16 protein-coding genes and 2 pseudogenes are annotated in these 20,118 nt (G+C 64.5%); 12 read left to right on the top strand and 6 right to left on the bottom strand.

Features of this window, described 5'->3' with window-relative positions; genetic code table 11:
• Window positions 1–17: 17 nt before the first annotated feature.
• The 3 genes from murJ to CKW46_RS02280 are packed head-to-tail and all read right to left on the bottom strand — an operon-like array spanning window position 18 to window position 6,801.
• Window positions 18–3,680 carry a murein biosynthesis integral membrane protein MurJ gene (gene murJ, locus CKW46_RS02290; RefSeq protein WP_482052748.1) on the bottom strand — a complete coding sequence of 1,221 codons (3,663 nt, stop codon included), beginning with the start codon at window positions 3,678–3,680 and terminating at the stop codon, window positions 18–20.
• Complete coding sequence (locus CKW46_RS02285; RefSeq protein ID WP_482052747.1) at window positions 3,677–6,058, bottom strand: hypothetical protein; 2,382 nt, start codon at window positions 6,056–6,058, stop codon at window positions 3,677–3,679. Before CKW46_RS02285 ends, murJ begins: the two co-directional genes overlap by 4 nt.
• Complete coding sequence (locus CKW46_RS02280; RefSeq protein WP_036426077.1) at window positions 6,055–6,801, bottom strand: NUDIX hydrolase; 747 nt, start codon at window positions 6,799–6,801, stop codon at window positions 6,055–6,057. The genes CKW46_RS02285 and CKW46_RS02280 overlap by 4 nt, the downstream gene beginning before the upstream one ends.
• A 165-nt stretch (window positions 6,802–6,966) precedes the next feature.
• Between CKW46_RS02280 and CKW46_RS02275 the strand changes: the two genes are divergently transcribed.
• The 9 genes and pseudogenes from CKW46_RS02275 to CKW46_RS02235 all read left to right on the top strand — a co-directional run bounded on the left by CKW46_RS02275 (window position 6,967) and on the right by CKW46_RS02235 (window position 13,501).
• Window positions 6,967–8,412, top strand: coding sequence for a CCA tRNA nucleotidyltransferase (locus tag CKW46_RS02275; RefSeq protein WP_482052746.1), 1,446 nt, complete (start codon window positions 6,967–6,969; stop codon window positions 8,410–8,412).
• Window positions 8,413–8,436: 24 nt separating this feature from the next.
• Entirely contained in the window at window positions 8,437–8,907 is a 471-nt protein-coding gene (locus tag CKW46_RS02270) for a pullulanase (RefSeq protein WP_117438059.1), read from the top strand.
• Window positions 8,908–9,038: 131 nt separating this feature from the next.
• The gene (locus CKW46_RS02265; protein WP_015357718.1) at window positions 9,039–9,353 is read left to right on the top strand and encodes a DUF2563 family protein; all 315 of its coding nucleotides are present in this window, start codon (window positions 9,039–9,041) and stop codon (window positions 9,351–9,353) included.
• Window positions 9,354–9,781: 428 nt separating this feature from the next.
• A pseudogene (locus tag CKW46_RS02260) lies at window positions 9,782–11,736 on the top strand (putative alpha/beta hydrolase).
• Between the two features lie 46 nt (window positions 11,737–11,782).
• Window positions 11,783–12,304 (top strand): lipoprotein LppJ family protein, encoded by a 522-nt coding sequence (locus CKW46_RS02255; protein WP_499019228.1) that lies wholly within the window; start codon window positions 11,783–11,785, stop codon window positions 12,302–12,304.
• 110 nt (window positions 12,305–12,414) lie between these two features.
• Entirely contained in the window at window positions 12,415–12,726 is a 312-nt protein-coding gene (locus CKW46_RS02250; RefSeq protein ID WP_015357716.1) for a WXG100 family type VII secretion target, read from the top strand.
• Window positions 12,719–13,009, top strand: a complete 291-nt coding sequence (locus CKW46_RS02245; protein WP_275540305.1) for a WXG100 family type VII secretion target — start codon at window positions 12,719–12,721, stop codon at window positions 13,007–13,009. Before CKW46_RS02250 ends, CKW46_RS02245 begins: the two co-directional genes overlap by 8 nt.
• Before the next feature lie 4 nt (window positions 13,010–13,013).
• Window positions 13,014–13,223, top strand: coding sequence for a hypothetical protein (locus tag CKW46_RS02240; protein ID WP_020785475.1), 210 nt, complete (start codon window positions 13,014–13,016; stop codon window positions 13,221–13,223).
• 44 nt (window positions 13,224–13,267) lie between these two features.
• Window positions 13,268–13,501 (top strand): hypothetical protein, encoded by a 234-nt coding sequence (locus tag CKW46_RS02235; RefSeq protein WP_083866521.1) that lies wholly within the window; start codon window positions 13,268–13,270, stop codon window positions 13,499–13,501.
• 181 nt (window positions 13,502–13,682) lie between these two features.
• On the opposite strand, the gene CKW46_RS02230 is transcribed toward CKW46_RS02235, so the two are convergent.
• From CKW46_RS02230 to CKW46_RS02220, 3 genes are all read right to left on the bottom strand, one after another.
• Entirely contained in the window at window positions 13,683–14,885 is a 1,203-nt protein-coding gene (locus CKW46_RS02230; protein ID WP_499019227.1) for an ISAs1-like element IS2404/ISMul1 family transposase, read from the bottom strand.
• Between the two features lie 223 nt (window positions 14,886–15,108).
• On the bottom strand, window positions 15,109–15,996 hold the full coding sequence (locus tag CKW46_RS02225) for a tyrosine-type recombinase/integrase (RefSeq protein ID WP_482052744.1): 888 nt from the start codon (window positions 15,994–15,996) through the stop codon (window positions 15,109–15,111).
• 220 nt (window positions 15,997–16,216) lie between these two features.
• On the bottom strand, window positions 16,217–16,867 hold the full coding sequence (locus tag CKW46_RS02220; protein ID WP_482052743.1) for a helix-turn-helix domain-containing protein: 651 nt from the start codon (window positions 16,865–16,867) through the stop codon (window positions 16,217–16,219).
• A gap of 669 nt (window positions 16,868–17,536) precedes the next feature.
• On the opposite strand from CKW46_RS02220, the gene CKW46_RS02215 reads away from it, so the two are divergent.
• The 3 genes and pseudogenes from CKW46_RS02215 to CKW46_RS02205 all read left to right on the top strand — a co-directional run bounded on the left by CKW46_RS02215 (window position 17,537) and on the right by CKW46_RS02205 (window position 19,953).
• On the top strand, window positions 17,537–18,016 hold the full coding sequence (locus CKW46_RS02215; protein ID WP_020785480.1) for an ATP-binding protein: 480 nt from the start codon (window positions 17,537–17,539) through the stop codon (window positions 18,014–18,016).
• Between the two features lie 51 nt (window positions 18,017–18,067).
• Window positions 18,068–18,496 (top strand): hypothetical protein, encoded by a 429-nt coding sequence (locus CKW46_RS02210; protein ID WP_499018688.1) that lies wholly within the window; start codon window positions 18,068–18,070, stop codon window positions 18,494–18,496.
• A gap of 254 nt (window positions 18,497–18,750) precedes the next feature.
• Window positions 18,751–19,953 (top strand): annotated as a pseudogene (locus tag CKW46_RS02205) (ISAs1-like element IS2404/ISMul1 family transposase).
• Window positions 19,954–20,118: the final 165 nt, after the last annotated feature.

Raw genomic sequence — 20,118 nt, 5'->3', positions numbered from 1 at the left:
ACGCGCGGTGCGCTGCGTTAGGAGGCGGCCCGGATCGTGAGCTGGGAGATGGCGGAGCGGCTCTTGCCGTCCGTGGTGCCCAGCGTTGAAATCCACACCAGCAGGTTGGAGGTGGGGGAGGAGGCATTGACCGCGATGGTGTTCGAACCCGGCTTGAGTGCGGTAGCCGAGGTGAGCACGGTGGTGTCATCCAGCTTCGACGGGTTGGGAGTTGGTGACGAACGAATCTCCACCTTGGTGCCGGTGCTGGGAACGTCGAGGGTGACCGAGCCGACCACGGTGGGCTGCGGAAGTTGCAGCATCAACCCGACACCATTCTTGAAGCCCGGGAACGGAACCGGGTCGTTGTAGGTGTCGGTCTCCCAGGACGTGGTGGAATCGCCATCGATGGCCATGTCGGCTTGGCCCGGGTTATCGGCTTCACCATCCGGTGAGAAGACGGTGGCTTTGGTGGGTTTGACGACGCTGCCCGCCGGCGCCGAACTGGCGGCCGCAGAGGTGGACGCGGTGGGGGCGTTGAGGCCGAGCTGGTCCTGGTCGAGGCCGCCGCCGACGTTTCCGAACATCTTGTTGAGCACCGAGGCCAACACCAGCAGCGCTACCAGCAGAATCGCGGCGCCCGCGCCGATCCCGATCAGCAGGTTGCGGCGGCGGCGCCCGAAGGTTGCACCCGTGGGTGCGGGGGAGCGGGCGGGGGCGGGCGGCGCGGGTGGTTCGATCGGGCCCAGCACCTCGGTCCGGTCGGCCACCGCGGTCGCCTGCTGTAGCAGGTTCAAAAGTGTTGAGGCGCTGCGTATCCCGCCTTCCTCTTGAACCGATCGGACGGTGACCGCCGAGATCTGGAACGGGATGTCGCGATCGACGGCGGCGGGCTCAACGGGATTGCCGGACGCATCGCGTTCGGCCGGCGCAAACCCACTGTCTGCCCCAGCCTCCGGCAGCGGCCACCGGTTGACCAGCAAGGCATACAGCGCGGCGCCGATGCCTCGGATGTCGTCCTGCGGATTGGCGTCGGGCATGGTCGCCGGGTAGGCGAGCACCACATCACCTTCGATGCTGACCCGGACCCGGCCCGGGTGGTCCAGCGACAGGGCCACGCCGGCCCGATGGGCGGCGTCGGCGGCCGCCGCGAGCGACTGCATGGCCCGGATGGCCCCGACCGGCGAGGGTGCCGTGTCGGCGACTTCCTGCAGCGAGCCTCCGCGAATCCACTCCGACACCACCAGCCCGCCGGAGGCGGTGTGCAGTACGTCAAGCACCCGGGCGACGCCCGGCTTGTCGATCCGGCTCAGTCGCAGGGTGCGGGCCAGAATCTCCTGCAGGACATCTTCGGGCAGGGTGCCATCCGGGTCGACGAAGGTCAGCGCCACCTGTCGATCCAGGGCGGTATCGAGTGCCTGCCAGAACTGCAACGGCGGGATACCGCCGTGGAAGACGAGCAGCCGGTAGCGGCCGTTGGCGATGCGGGCACCCGGGACCAGATTGACATCGTCTTGCGGCGTCGAGGGTTCCGCACTGCACTCGCGTGGAGCGTCGAACGGAATGGGTCCGCGGGTGTATCCGACGGAATCGCCGTTGGACTGATCCGAGGGGCGTTGACTCGCGCCACGGCCCCGGTCTGGGCCGGCCGGAATGTCGGGTTGAAAATCGTCGGCGACTGGCCGCGGCAGATCGATATCCGACGCGGAACTCGATGAGGCGGTGCTATCCGATGGGCGGTCGGTCACCGACGGTCCTTTCGCTATCCCGGCCCTGATCACCGGGGGTTTGCGCCGGATCGGCTCCTGGACCACATTTTCCCCCGGCAGGGACGACTTCCTTTGCTCAGGGTACGTGACGTCGTGATCGCCAGACGATGCATCCAGCACAGCTACGCTGCGTGGACCCGGTTTGCCAAGGCGCGTTCCGATCCGGTTGCGGACCACGTTGAGAGCCGCCTGTGCCTCGGGCACCTGCCCGGCGAGCAGCACCGCAATCACGATGGGCGCCATGATCACGCCCAGGATGAGTAGCCGCAGCAGCGAACCGATTCCGCCATCGAACACGGTCAACTGGCCCAGCCCGGCAAGCCGATCCACCACATAGGCCAGCAGTCCGGCCAGCAGCGACGCGGCGATGGTCACCAGGATGGTGTGCACCTCACGGGTGCCGACCAGTTGGCCGCCACCGGGGCGCAGCGCGCGTCGCAGCAGGTAGTAGCCGACGATCGCGCCGGCCAGGAATCCGAGCCCGTTGGCCAGTCCCAGATAACCGGCGACCATGTCGGGGTCATTGGTGAGGTGCGGCGCTAACACCGAGGCGCCGATCTTGACGCTGGTGATGATGATGATGATCAGGATCGGAGTCCAGGGTTGCTCGCGGGCGTAGAACACCCGCAGTCCCAGCAGCACCAGCGCATAGGGGATCAGCGTGAAGGCCGACAGTGCGATCGCCGCGCCCAGATATCCGGCGTCGACCTTGCCGAAGTTTCCGTAGGCGAACAGCGCGCTTCCCATTGCCGACCCGCCCACGGTCATGAATGCGACCGTGGGGATGAGGGTGATCATCGTCAGACGGGTGGCCAGCGACAGGTCGGCGAGCACGGCCGGGATGTCCTCGGCGGCGGCGTTGCGACTCAGCCGCGGCATCACCACCGTCAGCACGGTTACCCCGATCATGCCGAACGGCAGCATCAGCACCAGCCAGGTGTAGTTGTAGATGGCCGGCCCCGAAGCCGCGGCCCCGCTGGCGATCTGGTTGCCGACAATCAGCCCGAGCTGGCTGACCAGCACATACAGCACCATGGCGGCGGCCATGGCGCCGAACCGCTTGAGCCGGTCATCGATTCCCCACAGCGGCCACAGGCTGATGTGCTGGCGCCCAATCGCGACCAGCAGCACCGCGGCCTGCGCGAACACGCCTAGCGTGGTGCCGACTCCAAGCACGAGCAGCTTGGCATTGCCCATCTTCACCGGATCGACGGCCAGCTCGCCGGGGACTGCCAGGTACACCAACAAGGTCGCGATGGCGACGACGTTGTTGATGACGGGCGCCCAGGCCGGCGGCCCGAACACGTTTCGGGTGTTCAGGATCGCCATGAACACCGACGACAGCCCATAGACCAGCACCTGAGGCAGCAGCAGGTAGGCAAAGGCGGTGGTCAACGGCTCGTTGACCTGTGGGTGGCGGCCCAGCATCAACCGCACCAGCAGTGGCGCGGCCAGCACCGACAGCGTGGTTGCCACGATCAGCAGCGTGGTTGTCAACGTCACGAGCCGCCGCACGAAGGCGGCCCCACCGTCGGGATCGTCCTGCTCGGCGCGAGCCAGGACCGGCACGAAGATCGCGGTGAACGTCGCCTCCAGCACTAGCGCGGCGACCAGGTTCGGCAGCTGATTGGCCACCGAGAAGGAACTCGACAGCGCCGCGCCCAAAATGGCGGCCAGCAGCACGATCCTGGCGAAACCCGTGATCCGGCTGACCAACGTCGCCAAGGCCATGCCCCACGACCGCGATACCAGCGCGGCATCGGAGAGTTCAGCGCGCTTCGGTGGCCCCGCAGCCGCCTGGCTGTAGGGCACCGGGAGCCGCTCGGGAAGCCGTCGAGGGTCCGGCGCTGAAACCGGACCCCGTGGTGCGGGCGGTCGCGCCGGAGGGCTTTCCTGCGGCGCTGGTGGGATTCGCCGCGGAGCCGGTTTCATACTCGGTGCTCTTCATCGACCCGATGGTCGGACGCGGCGTGCCGGGCGGCGGGAGGATCGGGCCGGTCCAGGTCGGCACGGTCGGGCTGACCGCGGAAGCGATGCCAAAGCCGCCGTCCCGCCAGCGCCACCAGCACAGCGGCGGCCGTCAGCGTGATCGCGAACAGCACCTTGCCGTAGGCGTTGGAATGCACGGACAACCGCACGGGTTCGCCGAGCGCCATGCCGTCGGGAGTCTTGAGCGTCACGTCGATAGCGACGCGCTGGGTGAAATTCACTTCGATCGGTACCCGAATGGGCAGGTACCCCGGCGGCAGCTCGATCTCACCGAGATCGGTGACCGTCATGCCGGGCGGCGCGTCGACCTGAAGCCTGACTCGGATGGGCACCGCCAAGCCGTTGTGCAGGGCCAGGGGCAGGGGGCTGTGTTCGGTGGCCAGGGTGTAGGAGCCACCCGGATTGACGATGGTGACCGCACCAAAGAAGTCGTTGATCGTGTTGCCGACCACCGCCAGCCGTTGCTGAGCCAAGCCGTTGCGGGTATCGGGCGGTACCGACTGGCTCAAAGCGCGCATCATGTCCTCGCGAAGTGGTGCGGTGTACTGCGCCCCGGTCAGTCCGGTGCGGTCGTCGGTGGTCATGGCCGACGTCAGTTTCCACAGGCGACCACTCTGATCGGAGATCTGGGCGGTGACGTCATCGTCGAATCGGCCCCGTGCCGAAGGGTAGGGACCGGGCGGCTCCGGCGGCTCGGTGTGCGCCGCCGCCTCGGAGATCAGGGCCGACAGCGGCCGCGGCACCGCCAGGCCGGAGTGAATGGTGGTGGCCAATGCGGTCAGGATCAGCTGTGCGTCATCGCTGTGCAGGTCCCAGGTGGTGGGCGGGACCAGGATCTGGGTGCGTGGTGCCGCCTCCCCCCACAAGCTGCGCCACAGCATGGCACCTAGGGCGTCTTGGCGGCGTGCGGTTGGCGAGTCGTGGGCGATGTGTACCGACAGCGAGGAGTCCAGGTAGGTGGGAACGGTCGGGTTACTCCCGGCGGCCGCCAGGGCGGCGCCGACGGTCGGGTCGAACGGGGCGGCGACCACCTCAGCCGACAACCGTCGGGGTGCGGTATCGGCGGTGGCCCGGCCGCCTTCGGCGGCGACGTGCGCGGAGAAGTCGGCGGCCGCGATGGTGACCATTCCGCCGTCGGCGTTGAGGAGGTCGACCGCGCGGCTGGTCAGCGGTCCGTCCGGCAGCACCGCCGCGCCCCGTACCGACTTGACGTCGAGGATCCGATCGACGATGTCGGCGGCGCTGATGACGGCAATGTTGCTCAACCGGGGATCGTTGACGCGCTGCAAGGCGTCCAGGTCGGCCTGGGCGTAAGCTAGTGTCACCACGCATGTCCGGCGGGCCAGCGTGCGCAGGCGGTCCAGCCAGATGTTTGCGGCCGCCTGGCCGGTTCCCGGATGTGTCGGGGTGCCGGGCAATTGAGCGGGGCCGTCAGGGGAATCGGATACGACGTAGCCCGCGGTCATCGCGTTGACGGTGACGAGCAGGTCGGGGTCCACGGCCAGACAGATAGAGCGGGTGACGGTGCCCTCCGGGTCGACGTCGCGGCTGGTGGCCAGTTCGGCGGCGGAGAGCAGGGTATCCAGCCTGCCCCCGCTGGCCAGCGAGTTGGCCAGGTCGTCATCGATCAGCCGTACCGGAATGGTCCCGCCGGGAACGCCGGGGGCCAATCGAGGCCGATCGGCCAATGGCCACAGCATGGTGATCCAAACCGGCTTGTCGGTCTCGGGCGTGACGGGAGCGTCGAAGTCGGCGTCACGGTCGGGGGGCACCCCGACGACGGGCAGCAGGAAGCGCGCGTTGTCCAGACGGGCCGGCGCACCGTAGTCGGGCGTCCCGTTGACGTTGACCAGCACCGGGAAGATTCCGGGACCATCGATGGACAGCGATGGTTTGGTCAGCGAGCGCAACGGCGCCGACAGGGTGAAGCCGACTTGTTGGCCTCGCCGCAGTTCCGAGGACACCGTGAGGAAGTCCGCGGCCGGCTGGTACTGGTCCGTGCTGCCGTCAAGCGACGTGCGTAGCGCCGACGACGACGTGACCGCGGCGGCGTGTTCTAGCCGGACCATGACATCGCGAACCGGGCGGTCGCCGATGTTGGTCACCATGCCGCTGACCGTGATTACCGGGTCGCTTGTGGTGGTGACCAGGTCTGGGGTCACTTGATCGATTCGGACCTGCACGAACGGCGTCGCACCGGGCTCGCCCGCCGATGCGCGGGGCGCGGCGGGAGCAGTGAGCACTACCGCGAACCCGGCAACGATGCCGATCACGGCGGCGAGGCGCCACATCCCGGACCAAGGGAGTCGCAACGCGGTCACGGCCCCGGTCCGTGACCGTTCTTGCGTCCGGGTGGGGATCCTTCGGCTGCGTGACGAGTGCGTGAGTGAGTTTGGGGCCGTCGGCGGGGCGCGCTGGGCGGCAACGGCGGGAGCGCGGTGGGACCGTCGGTCTGCAGCTTGTCGATCAACTCGTCGGCGACTTCGGCCAGCCGACGTTCATCGGCGTAGGCCAGCCGGGACGGGAGTTCCGGAATCGGCACCCACGCGACCTCGGTGACCTCGAGATCATTGTCGGAGAGTTCTCCGCCCAAGAACCGCATCAAGTAGTGGTGCACGGTCTTGTGTACACGCCGGCCGTCGGTGACGAACCAATAGTCGATGCGACCCAGCGCGGCGAGCACGCCGCCGCGAATGCCGGTTTCCTCGGCGACCTCGCGGATCGCGGTCTGCTCGGCGGTTTCACCCATCTCGATGTGGCCCTTGGGCAGTGACCACAGCATGCGTCCGCGCCGGTCTATCCGACCGATCAGCGCCGCGACCTGCGCGTCGCGCGGTCCATCGATTCCGTCGATGACCAGGCCACCGGCCGATGTTTCGTGCACGGTCCGCAACCGGTCCGGACGGCCGCGACGGGGTAGGCGGGGTCTGCGACCCTTGGTGGGTGCTGGGTTCGGGTCGGTGGACCCGGCGTTGTCCGTATGATTCTCGGCTGAGCGTGCAGCGCCACGTCCGCGACGCCGGCCTCGGCGTCGACGTGGTTTGGCTTGTTCGCCCTCCGACACCCAAGCGATATTAGCTGGCGGGAGCGGGTCTTCAGGACGCACTCGCCGTCGCCGGCCGCATCGACGGCATTGCGGCCCGATTTCGGTGCCGGATCCGAGGGCGGCGGGCACCCGTTACCGGCCGTCTGGTCGCGCGGTGGAGTCTGGTGACTAGGCTGATCGAACGTGCCTGAAACCGTCCAGGATGCCGACCTGCTGACCGCTGCCGCGGTAGCCCTCAATCGGCACGCCGCCGTGCTTCGTGAACTCGGATCGGCCTTCGCCGATGCGGGTCACGACTTGTATCTGGTCGGTGGTTCGGTTCGCGATGCCCTGCTGGGCCGGTTGAAGTCCCCCGACCTTGACTTCACCACCGACGCCCGCCCGCAACAGATACTGAAGATCGTGCGCCCCTGGGCCGATGCCGTGTGGGACACGGGCATCGAATTCGGGACGATTGGCATCGCCAAGAACGACTACCGCCTGGAGATCACGACCTTCCGGGCCGACAGCTACGACCAGGTTTCACGGCACCCCGAGGTCCGTTTCGGCGAGCGCCTCGAAGACGACCTGGTGCGCCGCGATTTCACCGTGAATGCGATGGCCGTGCGGATCACGGCCAGTGGCCCGGGCGAGTTCCTCGATCCGTTGGGCGGTTTGTCGGTGCTGCGCGACAAGGTGCTCGACACGCCGGCCGCGCCTTCGGTGTCCTTCGGTGACGACCCGCTGCGAATGCTGCGGGCCGCGAGGTTCGTCTCCGAGCTCGGCTTCGCCGTGGCACCGCGGGTGCGGGACGCGATCGAGGAAATGGCCCCGCAACTGGCACGCATCAGCGCCGAACGGGTCGCCGCGGAGCTGGACAAGCTGCTGCTGGGCGAGGATCCGGTGGCCGGCATCGACCTGATGGTGCACACCGGAATGGGCGAGGTGGTGCTCCCCGAGATCGGTGGCATGCAGATGGCCATCGACGAACACCACCAGCACAAGGATGTCTACCAGCACTCGCTGACCGTGCTGCGCCAAGCGATCGAACTGGAAGACGAAGGACCGGACCTGGCGCTGCGGTGGGCGGCGCTGCTGCATGACATCGGCAAGCCGGCCACCCGACGCCACGAGGCCAACGGCGGCGTGAGTTTTCACCACCACGAGGTGGTGGGCGCCAAGATGGTGCGCAAACGGATGCGGGCCCTCAAGTACTCCAAGCAGATGGTCGACGACGTCTCGCAGCTGGTGTATCTACACCTGCGATTCCACGGCTACGGCGATGGGAAGTGGACGGACTCGGCGGTGCGGCGCTATGTCACCGATGCGGGACCGCTGCTGGCGCGACTACACAAGCTGGTACGCGCTGACTGCACCACGCGCAACAAGCGTCGGGCCGCGCGCCTGCAATCCAGCTATGACCGGCTCGAGGAGCGGATCACCGAACTGGCCGCCCAGGAGGACCTGGACCGGGTGCGGCCGGATCTGGATGGCAACCAGATCATGACGCTGCTCGACATTCCGGCCGGCCCTCAAGTCGGTGAGGCGTGGCGCTATCTCAAAGAGCTGCGGCTCGAGCGTGGACCGTTGACCATCGAGGAAGCCAAGGCCGAACTGCTGTCCTGGTGGCAATCGCGGGGGAACCCCTAGCGGCGGTGTGGCGTCCAAGTAGGAGTGGACTACTGCATCGGTGGCGAGGACGGAACGGCGGCCATCTGGCAGCGCCAGCCCGATCTCGACTTGGACGGTGACGGCATGCGCGATGACGCATTGGCGGACTTCGACGGTGACGGCATGGCCGACCATGGCATCTTCGACTTCGACAACGACGGAACCCCCGAAGCCGTCTTTACCGACGACGGCTCGGGGACGTGGGCGGTCGGCGCTGAGCGCGGCGGGCAACTTCGTTGGTTCGGTCTCGATGGTGTCGAGCACACCGGTGGCCCCTTGGTTGACTTCGACGGGCTCGGGCAAGCCGACGATCAGCTGATAGATACCGACGGCAACGGGGTTGCCGACCGGGCGCTGTGTCCGGAAGAGGAGGGGATCACCGGGTACGTCGATACCGATGGCGACGGCGAATGGGATGTGCGGATCACCGATTCCGACGGTGATGGGACCGCCGATGGTGCCAGCGCATTGTGAGGACTTGATCAAGGTGAATTGACCACCAAAGGTGGGCGTCACTAGCGTGGCGGCCAGGATGAGAGGGACGGCGACGCTTCGGGGACCGCGACAGGGCGTTGCCGGGCGACTTGGACGAGACAAGGCTGGCCATGTTTGTTGACACCGGACTGCTGCACCTGGGGGGCAACGAATCTCACCGAGCCGGGGGACACGCCCAAGAAGGCGCCGATCGTCTCGCGCTGGGGCCGCTCATGTCAGGAATGTTCGCCGACTTCGCCGCCGCCGATGCGTTTCACAACTCCGTGCACTCGGCGCATGCGCAACACGTGCGGAACCTGCAGGCCCATCAGGAAGCACTGACGGCGGTCGGCAGCAACGCACACTTGGCCGCCAAGGGATTCACCGCCATGGATGGGCACAACGCCCAAGCGCTGCAAGCGGTGCGGTGGGGTGCGGGTACATAGGTATCCCGAGCATCGCGAACGAACTGCAGATCCGCCGTCCAGGGACGATATCCGTTCTGGGACAAACCCTTTACCGGACCTTCGCTATTTCAGCGGCGGCCGACCCGCCCCCGGCCCTTGCGCCACTCATTGCCATAGGCCGTAGCGTCCGCAAGGTGACTTGACCGGCGATTTCTCGGTAGTAATCTTTCTGCCGGCGCGGGAGGGTTCACGATGTTGGTCGACACCGGTTTGCTGGAGAGCGATGGATGTCGCCGGACGCACGGGCATATCCAAAGTAGTGCGCCTCAGTTCGGGTGTCGAGCGCTGATGCCGGGTATCGTCCGCGATTTGCCGCCGCAGCGGGCGCGACTCAGCGCACGTCGCACGCCGCGCGCATCAACCACCTCAAGAGGCTCGAGTCACGCCACGACGCTGTGGACGGTGCGATGCAACTCCGGTACATAAGCATCCCGCTTCTGATTGCCGAGGCCGGCGGTGGCCCGTGGGCGATCAATCAGAGTCTGCAGCTTGGTCGCCCGGCCCAGATATCAGACTTAGCAACGGCATTTCACGATGCGGGCAGATCGACCACCGAGGCGGACACAGCCTTCGAGCAAGCACGACGCCGTTTCGAGACGTCCTGGAATCGGGAGACCGGCGCTCACCCGATCAACGATTCGCCCCAGGTCCAGGGGCTGACCACTTCGTTGAGATCGCAGGCTGCCAGGCTGCCGGAAATCGGGCTCCAACTGGACAACATTGCCGGCGGTCTGGCCGGGGCGCAGCGGTCAGCGACTGGCCAGATTGTGGGCCTGGAGGCGCAGCTGTGCGACATCGACAGTGAAATTGGCGAGGTGCTGGCGCTGGAACACGGCGCCCAACTGACAACTGCGGACAGGCTGGCCCTCGAGGCGATTGTTTGCGCACTTGAAGATCAAGCCGTCGGCGACACGCAATCGGCAGTGAGTCAATTGCATTCGATACGAGCGGGATACGCGGGCCTGCTGCACCAAGCCCTGACCAGTCTGAGCGCCGACGGCTTCGATCCGGCGGCTATCCAGGCCTTGGACGCCCCGCAGTCTCCGGCTGAACCCGCTGAGGTGATTGCGATCCCGCCGCCTACCGCGAGTGCCGAGGAGGTCAAGAAGTGGTGGGATTCGTTGAGTCCGCAACAGCGAGGGCGATTGATCGACGAACATCCACCAGAACTGGGCAATCTCAACGGCATCAACGCCATCACTCGTGATTTGGTGAACCAGGCCGTGATGGACGACGACATCACCCGGGTGGAAAGCGTGGCAATGCAACGCGGCGTCTCGGCTGACGACATCGTGAACAACCCGCAGAAGTATGGGCTTTCGGGCTCGGATGTCACGCGCTATCGAAATGCCATCAGGACCCGCGACGGTCTCATCTATGACCGGGAGCACGCGACCGATGACCCGAGGCCCGTCATGCTATGGGCATACGACCCGTTGGCCTTCAACGGCGAGGGCAAAGCGGCGATCGCCATCGGCAACCCGGACTATGCACGCAATACCGCCGTGATCGTGCCGGGAACCGGCAGCAGCGTGGCGCAGGGCTGGATGTCAGACCACGACGATGCAACCAACCTTTATGATCAGGCCCTCGCCGCAGACCCTGAGCACCACTACACAGCGGTGATCGCCTGGATGGGATATGACGCCCCAACGGATTTTCCGACGTGAGAGTCACAGAGCCAGGGCTCGCGCGCAGCGGCGGTGCACTGCTGGCCAACGATGTGAACGGGCTTTGGGTCACCCACAACAGCCTGACGCCCCAACATGTCACCGTAATTGGACACTCCTACGGATCGACAACGGTAGCCGATGCGTTTGCCGGCAGCGGCATGCACGCGAACGACGCAATCCTCATAGGATGTCCTGGAACCGATCTCGCACGCAGTGCAGCCGACTTCCATCTCGACGGAGGACAGGTCTACGTCGGGTCGGCCTCTACGGACCCGGTCAGCTGGATCGGCGAATCCAGCGGTGTACCTGGCGAATTACTCAAAGGCAAACTCAGGGAGTATGGGGTGCCGATTCCGTTGGATGCCGGCTTGGGTCGTGATCCGGCCGGCGACGGCTTTGGATCAGTCCGCTTTCACGCGGAAGTACCTGGCTCTGGAACGATGGACCGACACGACCATTCGCACTACTACGTGATGGGCAGCGAGTCGCTGCGCAGCATTACCGATATCTCCAGCGGCCATCCAGACCGACTTGCGAGCGACGACCTGATTGCCGAGGGGCGGCGGCAGCCGCACGTCGGACCGTTCCGGGTCCCCGGCGTTCCGGCATACATCGATCCAGAAAGCGACCGTCCACGAGACACCGTCCATGATGACCACCACTATCCCGCTTACCAACCGCCCCGCTGATCACCGCGCCCGATCCCGCACTGCACTGCGGCATATCGGGGTGGCGATGGCTGTGCTCGTCTTGGGAGGATGTTCACTGATGAGACCGCACCGTCCCGAGATCGATCAGCCGGCTCATCCGCTGTCGGACCAACAGGCCCGCGATCAAGTCATCGAACCGGCCAAACAGATCGCCAGCTTTGCAGGCCTGCAGGATCCAACCGGACGCTTCGACTTCTCGTCATGCAATGACCAAGGCGATCCGCCATATCGCGGCCTGGTCTCCATGAGCTTCGCGTGGCCCACTGACGACACCGGGGGCTATCCCGCTGCAGCCGAACCGAATACGGTCTTTCAACAGATCGCGACCGACATGGTTGCTCACGGCTGGAGTGATGGCCCTCCGCCTGATTGGCACTCCTTTGGCCGCGTCCTGAACAAGAACGGGGTGGTGGCGGTGCTGACCCAAAGCTCCGCTAGCGGGAAGGGCAGCATCCAGCTCTACGGCGAATGCCGCAATATGACCAACCATCGCCTCGAGCGCACGACGATGGGCTCCCGCATTGACGAGCAGCTCCGCGGAAAGTAACAAGCCATGTGGCATTGAGCTGGACATGGCTGTCCAGGTGCGCTGGGTGGGCCCAGGGCGGGGCGGCCAGGTGAATTGCGGACGCGCCTCCGGGTGGCTAGGTTGCCGACATGGATGCTGACGGCACGCTAGGTGCGAATGCCGCTGCGATGCTCCGCTTCGCGGAATCGCTGCATGGTGCTGCCGAACATCTTCAAGGCGAACTGGCTGAGCTCGAAGGACAGGTTGGCGACATGTTGGGCGGGTGGCGCGGCGCGGCGGGGAGTGCATTTGCCTCGGCATGGGAATTGTGGCGCCGTGGTGCCGGAGAGGTGCAGTTGGGGCTGTCGATGCTGGCGGAGTCGGTAGGCCAAGCGGGCGCGGGCTATCAGGCCAACGAGGCGGCTTCGGCGCGGGCTCTACGTGAATTGGGCCATGGCTGATCCCTTCCGGGTGGATCCCGCCTCGCTGTCCGATGCGGTAGCGCAGATGGCGGAGTTTGGTCGTCACGCGGAGGCCATGATTGCTGAAATCGAATCCCTGGTAACCAGATTGCACGTGACATGGACGGGCGAGGGCGCGGCAGCCCATGCCGAGGCGCATCGGCATTGGGCCGATGGCGAAGCGATGATGCGCGAAGCGCTTGCTCAGTTGCGGTCCGCGGGACACAGCGCGCACACCAACTACACCGCGGTCATGTCAGCGAATCAGAGCATGTGGTCATGAGCTGATGGCGCCGCTGGCCGTGGATCCCGCGGCCCTCGATGGCGCTGGCGCCGCGGTGTTGGCTGCCGACGAGGGGCTGGAGCCGGTGATCGCATCCTCTGGTCGTGCTTCTGATGGGGCGGCAGCAAAGGTCCTGGCAGCTATGGAGCTAGCCGAAACAGGCTGTGCGGCAGTGGAGATGAGATTGGACTGTCGCTTCTACGTTTCCAACTGAATGAGAACTCACCAAGGCCGCTTCCACGGACTGTTGTGTGGTAGATGAATTGGTCGATCCGTGCAGGATTTACAGGCAAGATTTTCCGCACAGCCGAGGAAGCGGAGCGTGAGGGCTTCACAGCGCCGATGGACGATGAGATTGCACGCGCACAACGTCTTTTCGAAGAGTTTCAAGCGAAAGTAGATGCGGTAGGTCCTGATCGGGTGAAAGAAGTATCGCCCAAATTCTGGGGCGATACATCAGGTCGGGAAACCGGCATCAGCATGGATGGCTAGTTGTAAGATCCGCTGGTAACCGTGCTCAACGAACTTGTCCTCTAATCCGCGAACCGAGGTGTGGTTGGCGACTAGCCAGTTGAGCACTTGGGAATTGCATAGCTGATCACAGTGCTCCTGCTGCGGGCCAGCCGGGAAATGGTGGCAGGGTGGGAAAGTCTCAGGGCTCCGGCGTTGTTGATTAGCAGGCTTGTGAGCTGGGGAATTGTGGATTGAGGAGGTCTAGGCGGCGGTTGGCGGTCAAAGCGGTGATCCGGCAGGCTTCGGCGATGTTGTCGGCGCCGTTGAGGCGGTGCAGATTGATCGCGGTGTTGCGTAGCGTTGCTAGGACCTGTGCGCCGTTTCCGGTATGTGCCCTTTGACGGTCTTCGTCGAAGGTGACGTCGCGTATCCAGTGCAGGCTGTTCTCGATTCCCCAGTGTTGACGCATCCAGGTCATGATCGCGGTAGGGCGGGCGTGCTCGAACGGCAGGCTGCAGATGGCATAGACCACCTCCACGCTGCGCTGGTCGGTGGCGGTGATCAAGCGTTCACGAGTGATCCGGATGATTTGTTTTGCGTAGGGGAAGCCGATTCCTCGTGCAACGGTGATGATTTGCAGGGTGCGGGTCTCGACACGGCCGTGGCCGCGGGAGTCGTCGGTAGCGGCTGTGGGCACCTCGGCCCAGGGCAGCGCGGTGATACGCGCAAGTATTTTGGCTTGGTTGGACTTGACGATCATCAGGTAGTGCGACTTCAAGGTGGCGCAGATCAACTTCGCGGTGACGACCTGGGTATGCATCGCATCCACGGTGACCAGCCACCGCAAGCTACCCGGCAGCAGCGTGAGCAGGGCACGTACGCAGGGAATTTCATTGCTTTTCTCGGCGACAGCGAGTTGACCGAGCACCAATCGGGCACGGTGGGCGAACACCGACACGAGATGCGTGGCTGTCGCTTTGGCGCGTAAAGCACCACGCAGCATCTTGCCGTCCAACGCGATCGGCACCAATCCACTGGGGTCGCTGCTGGCCACGTGTGCAGTGAAGTAACTGCCCATCCTGGCGTTGAGGTCGGCGGGGTCTAGCCGAGACAAAACATCGCGGAAGGTCTTCTCACTGGGCCGCCGGAACCGGACCCCTAATTGGGCCAACACATCATCGGGAGCGGTGGCCGCCCATGTGGCAAAACCAGCATAGCCGCGCATCCCCGCGGCAGTGGCCAGAACCGCGATCGCCAACAAAGCCATCAGCGAATACCTCCGACCGCGTGGGTCCCTCGGGTCTGGCACCGAGGCCAACACATCGAGAAACTCCGATCCGATGAGCTCGCTGCGCTCACCAGGACTCCAGCGGTCGAACACCTCTGGAACCGACGACACAGGCAATACTGAAACGGTAGGCACGGGCAACTCCAGACCAACGACGAACAGTAACCAACTCGATCGTTCTCCAGATAGCCCGTGCCTACACTCCGGCCCCAATAGCGCGGCACCAAAGATCATCAACCCAGCTCACAAGCCTGCTAATCAACAACGCCGGAGCCCTGACCACGTCAGTGTCACGAGTTGTCACAACCCGGTTCAAGGTCGCTCCCGCTGCCTTCAATGCGTCGTCCTGAGAGTGCGCCTACAGCTTCATCGTGAGAGTGGCATCCTTGTGCCCAATCCACGCGGCAATCACCGCTGCTGGGACCCCTTGCAGATGCATCAAAGTCGCGCAGGTGTGCCGCGCTGCGTGCAACTTGATGTGGCGGGCACCTGCGGCTTTAACCGTGTCGCGCCAGTACCGCGACAGGACGCCCGGCGCATACGGCTCCCCGACCTCGTTGCTCACGACGTACGTCCATTCGCCAACGTTAGCGCCCAACGCCAGGCGTTCGGCTGCCTGCTGCACCTTCGCCGACCGCAGCACGTTGACGAGCCGCTCCGGCAATCGGAGGGTGCGTCGCGACGCCGCCGACTTGGGATCGTTCTCAACGGTGCGTCCAGCGGCAGACACCCAATTGTTCGTAATCGCAAGCGTTTTGGCGTCGAAGTCGATATCAGACCAGTATAGACCAACTACTTCTCCACGGCGCAAGCCGGAAAGCGCCAGCTCCCAAGCGTGAGCGAGGCGGTGACCGTCGATAGCCCCAAGAAGGTCACTGACCTCAGCTTCTGTGTACGTATCAACATCTTTGTGGGGAACCGATACACGATTCACCACCTCTGCGACGTTTCGCGGAACTATGCCCTGAACCTTAGCGTCGGCGAGTACCTGCCCGATTGTCGCGATCACCTTGTTAACCGAGTCCGGTGACCATGGCCGCCCCGTCCGTCCATTTATTGTGGTTGCGCCGCCCGCGACGAGGTCTGCGACCAGGCTGTCGACGTGGGCCTTGGCCAGGCGCTGCACAGGGACCGGCCCATAACGCTCGCGAAGGGGCGAAAGATCATAGGCCAGCTTGGCTTTCGATGATTCACGAAGGTTGTGACGGCTCGCGATGTAGTCCTCACAGAGCTCGTCGACTGTCATGGACGAGCGGGCAACAAACTCACCTTTTGCAGCGGCGCTGGAAATCTCGGCAAGGGCGGTACGTGCGGCACGCTCGGTCGCGTACCGCCTGCGAGCCTGCTGCCGGCGCCCCGTCGTCGGGTTGATGCCGGCGTCAACGGTAACCTGTTATCACACAGCGGCTTTGCCGGTTGTCCGGTCCTTCACCGTGATCTTCTTGATCTGCGGGGGAAGCTGCTGCCTAGTCATTGTTGTCCTCCTCGGACATTGCGGTGCGGTTCATTCCCCACAGCGACTCTTGAGCAGTGCGGATGCGGTTGCGGATAGTTGCGATGTGGTCGGCGTTGCGGTCCAACATCTGCTGAGCGGTATGCATTTCGGTCGGATCACGCTCAACCGTCCGCAGATGATGCACAAGGGAACTGCGGGTGTCCAGCGCCTGGTGAAGCAACGTGATGTTGGCGATCAGCTCCACACCGTCATTCGGCAGCGATGGCTCGCCGTCCAGCCGTCCAGCATTCATGTCGTAGACACGTGGGTTAGAGGTCTCGCCCGACACCCAGCGGATCGACTCACCGTCCGTCGTAAACACATTGGGAAGCACGCTGCTCCCGCTATCAGAAGCCACCTGCGGAAACAACAGCAACAGAGGCGGAACGTCGAGGGCCGCGGCTAGGACCAACACTTCCGCTACGTCGATTTTGCCCGAGCGCAGGTTCGATTCAATCTTCGCGATCGTCCCCCGCGTGATAGGAAAGCCCAGCTCAGCGGTCTTCCGCGACAGTTCGGCGGCGGTGAGGCCCAATGCCTTGCGCCGCCACCCCACGGCATTCCCAAACCAGCCAGCACGACCCGTCTCGTACGCCTTCGCTTGTTCATCAATGTTCGGCATATGGACGCATATACCACACTAGTTGTATCGTCCCGGAGCAGAGCGCACGCTCCATGATGTAGCTTTCTGGAGGATTTCAGCTACATACAGGAACTACTATGAGAATGGACATGACACACATTGCACAGCTTCACAGCGTCATAGGCGCTGTGCAGAAGCTCGGACTAAGCCGCTCGACGCTCTACTTGGAAATGGAGGCCGACCGCTTGCAGTTCGTCAAGGTTGGCAAGCGGCGGCTCATCAGTGAGGTGGCGCTGCACGCATACATTGACAGCCTCGTCGCCGAATCCGCCGCGAAGGTGGCAGTCGCTGACCCGACTCCCGAGGCCGCGGAGTGGGGGCGGTGGGGCTCCCGGAAACGATTCGGCAAGCGAAGCGTTGGGATCAGACCAAGCAGGCGTACCTCAATGAGGGGCTGTGCCACCGTTGTGCCGCCCACGCCGCGTGGGGCCACCAGAACAACGCTGGCGGCTGGACGAAGCTGCCGGCTCCTTGTGTGGGATGCGCTCCGCGAGTTCGCGACTTCCCCGTGCCCACGACGAGCCCTCTGTGGCGCAAGTTCGACCGCCCGCAGGACCTGATCCGGTCGTTGCCAGCCCTGTACGAGACTCGCTTGAATTCTGTGGAGGACCGTGAAATGGCTGTCAGCGACCAGGAATCGGTGGCCTAGTGACGACGTACACGACCATGGACGACTGCGCGCTGACGCCGCTGGACTGGCGACTACTTGGCACCGCCGCGCCGAAAGACTCGCTCATTCAGGGGCTGACCGACGAGGGAGAGTCGGGCTCCCTCATTGCTCAGGCCGGTGCGGGGAAATCCCTGCTGATGCTCGAAGTGGCGATCAATCTCGCACTCGGCCGACCACTTGTTGGTGAGCCCGCTCGCGAGCCGGTCCCCGTGATGTACGTCGATATGGAGAACACGGAGACGGAACTGGCCAACCGCCTCCACAGCATGGGACACGAGGCGGCTGCGCTGGATGGCGCGCCGCTGTTCTACTTTTCGTATCCCGACCTACCACCGCTCGATACGGCGGTAGGCGGGAGGAAACTCGCCCTCGCCGCCGCACGGCATGATCCGAGCTTGATCATTCTCGACACAATTTCGCGACTGGTCGAGGGCAAGGAGGACAGCGCCGACACCTAGCGGTATTTCTATAACTTCACGATGGTGCCTCTGCGTCGGCAGGGCCGCGCTGTGCTGCGCCTCGACCACCAAGGCCACGATCTGAGTAAGGGCGCTCGCGGCTCGTCGGCTAAGCGAGACGATGTCGATGTCGATGTCGAATGGATTCTGAAACGGAGGGACAACAACATCACGCTCACGCTCGACAAGGGACGCGGGCTCGGGCACCCGCAGACGATCGAACTGCGGCGTTACTCCGAACCGACACGTCACCTTCTGGCATCCACGACCACGACCACCTCCAAGGTCGGCGACTGCACCGAAGCCCTTGATGCCCTTGGCGTCCCGCTCAGCGCAACCCGCGACCGTGCCGGGAAGGCCCTGCGTGAACACAACTATAAGTTCGGCCAACGACATTCTCGGCCAGGCGTTGCACCACCGAAATTCGTCCGCGTCCTGCCGGACAGACGGGCCGCGCTAGCCACATTCTCCCAGTTCTAGCCATCGTTCTGCCGTCCGTCCAATACACCCCCTTAAGGGGGTGTGGTGGCCATGCGGACGGACTGCTCAACGAAGCAGGGTCGCGCACTCATCGAAGGGTGGGGGTACCCCCAGGGCTCCGGCGTTGTTGATTAGCAGGCTTGTGAGCTGGGTTGATGATCTTTGGTGCCGCGCTATTGGGGCCTGAGTGTAGGCACGGGCTATCTGGAGAACGATCGAGTTGGTTACTGTTCGTCGTTGGTCTGGAGTTGCCCGTGCCTACCGTTTCAGTATTGCCTGTGTCGTCGGTTCCAGAGGTGTTCGACCGCTGGAGTCCTGGTGAGCGCAGCGAGCTCATCGGATCGGAGTTTCTCGGTGTGTTGGCCTCGGTGCCAGACCCGAGGGACCCACGCGGTCGGAGGTATTCGCTGATGGCTTTGTTGGCGATCGGGGTTCTGGCCACTGCCGCGGGGATGCGCGGCTATGCTGGTTTTGCCACATGGGCGGCCACCGCTCCCGATGATGTGTTGGCCTAATTAGGGGTCCGGTTCCGGCGGCCCAGTGAGAAGACCTTCCGCGCTGTTTTGTCTCGGCTAGACCCCGCCGACCTCAACGCCAGGATGGGCAGTTACTTCACTGCACACGTGGCCAGCAGCGACCCCAGTGGATTGGTGCCGATCGCGTTGGACGGCAAGATGCTGCGTGGTGCTTTACGCGCCAAAGCGACAGCCACGCATCTCGTGTCGGTGTTCGCCCACCGTGCCCGATTGGTGCTCGGTCAACTCGCTGTCGCCGAGAAAAGCAATGAAATTCCCTGCGTACGTGCCCTGCTCACGCTGCTGCCGGGTAGCTTGCGGTGGCTGGTCACCGTGGATGCGATGCATACCCAGGTCGTCACCGCGAAGTTGATCTGCGCCACCTTGAAGTCGCACTACCTGATGATCGTCAAGTCCAACCAAGCCAAAATACTTGCGCGTATCACCGCGCTGCCCTGGGCCGAGGTGCCCGCAGCCGCTACCGACGACTCCCGCGGCCACGGCCGTGTCGAGACCCGCACCCTGCAAATCATCACCGCTGTACGAGGAATCGGCTTCCCCTACGCAAAACAAATCATCCGGATCACTCGTGAACGCTTGATCACCGCCACCGACCAGCGCAGCGTGGAGGTGGTCTATGCCATCTGCAGCCTGCCGTTCGAGCACGCCCGCCCTACCGCGATCATGACCTGGATGCGTCAACACTGGGGAATCGAGAACAGCCTGCACTGGATACGCGACGTCACCTTCGACGAAGACCGTCAAAGGGCACATACCGGAAACGGCGCACAGGTCCTAGCAACGCTACGCAACACCGCGATCAATCTGCACCGCCTCAACGGCGCCGACAACATCGCCGAAGCCTGCCGGATCACCGCTTTGACCGCCAACCGCCGCCTAGACCTCCTCAATCCACAATTCCCCAGCTCACAAGCCTGCTAATCAACAACGCCGGAGCCCTGTGCAGCTACCCTGCGATGGGCGGGCGACGGTGTCCGCGCCCATGGTGCGCCGTGTTTCGCTGACCCGGAGGTACGGGAGTAGTGGCTTGGGTGTTTGTTTCCAGGCGGAGTGGTCTGCTGACAGACGTGGGCCGGTTTCGGCACG

It is taken from the genome of Mycobacterium liflandii (assembly GCF_022354805.1).
Taxonomy (GTDB): Bacteria; Actinomycetota; Actinomycetes; order Mycobacteriales; family Mycobacteriaceae; genus Mycobacterium; species Mycobacterium marinum.
The sequence above is the reverse complement of the archived record's forward strand: the minus strand, read 5'-3'. Positions and strand labels throughout refer to the sequence as shown.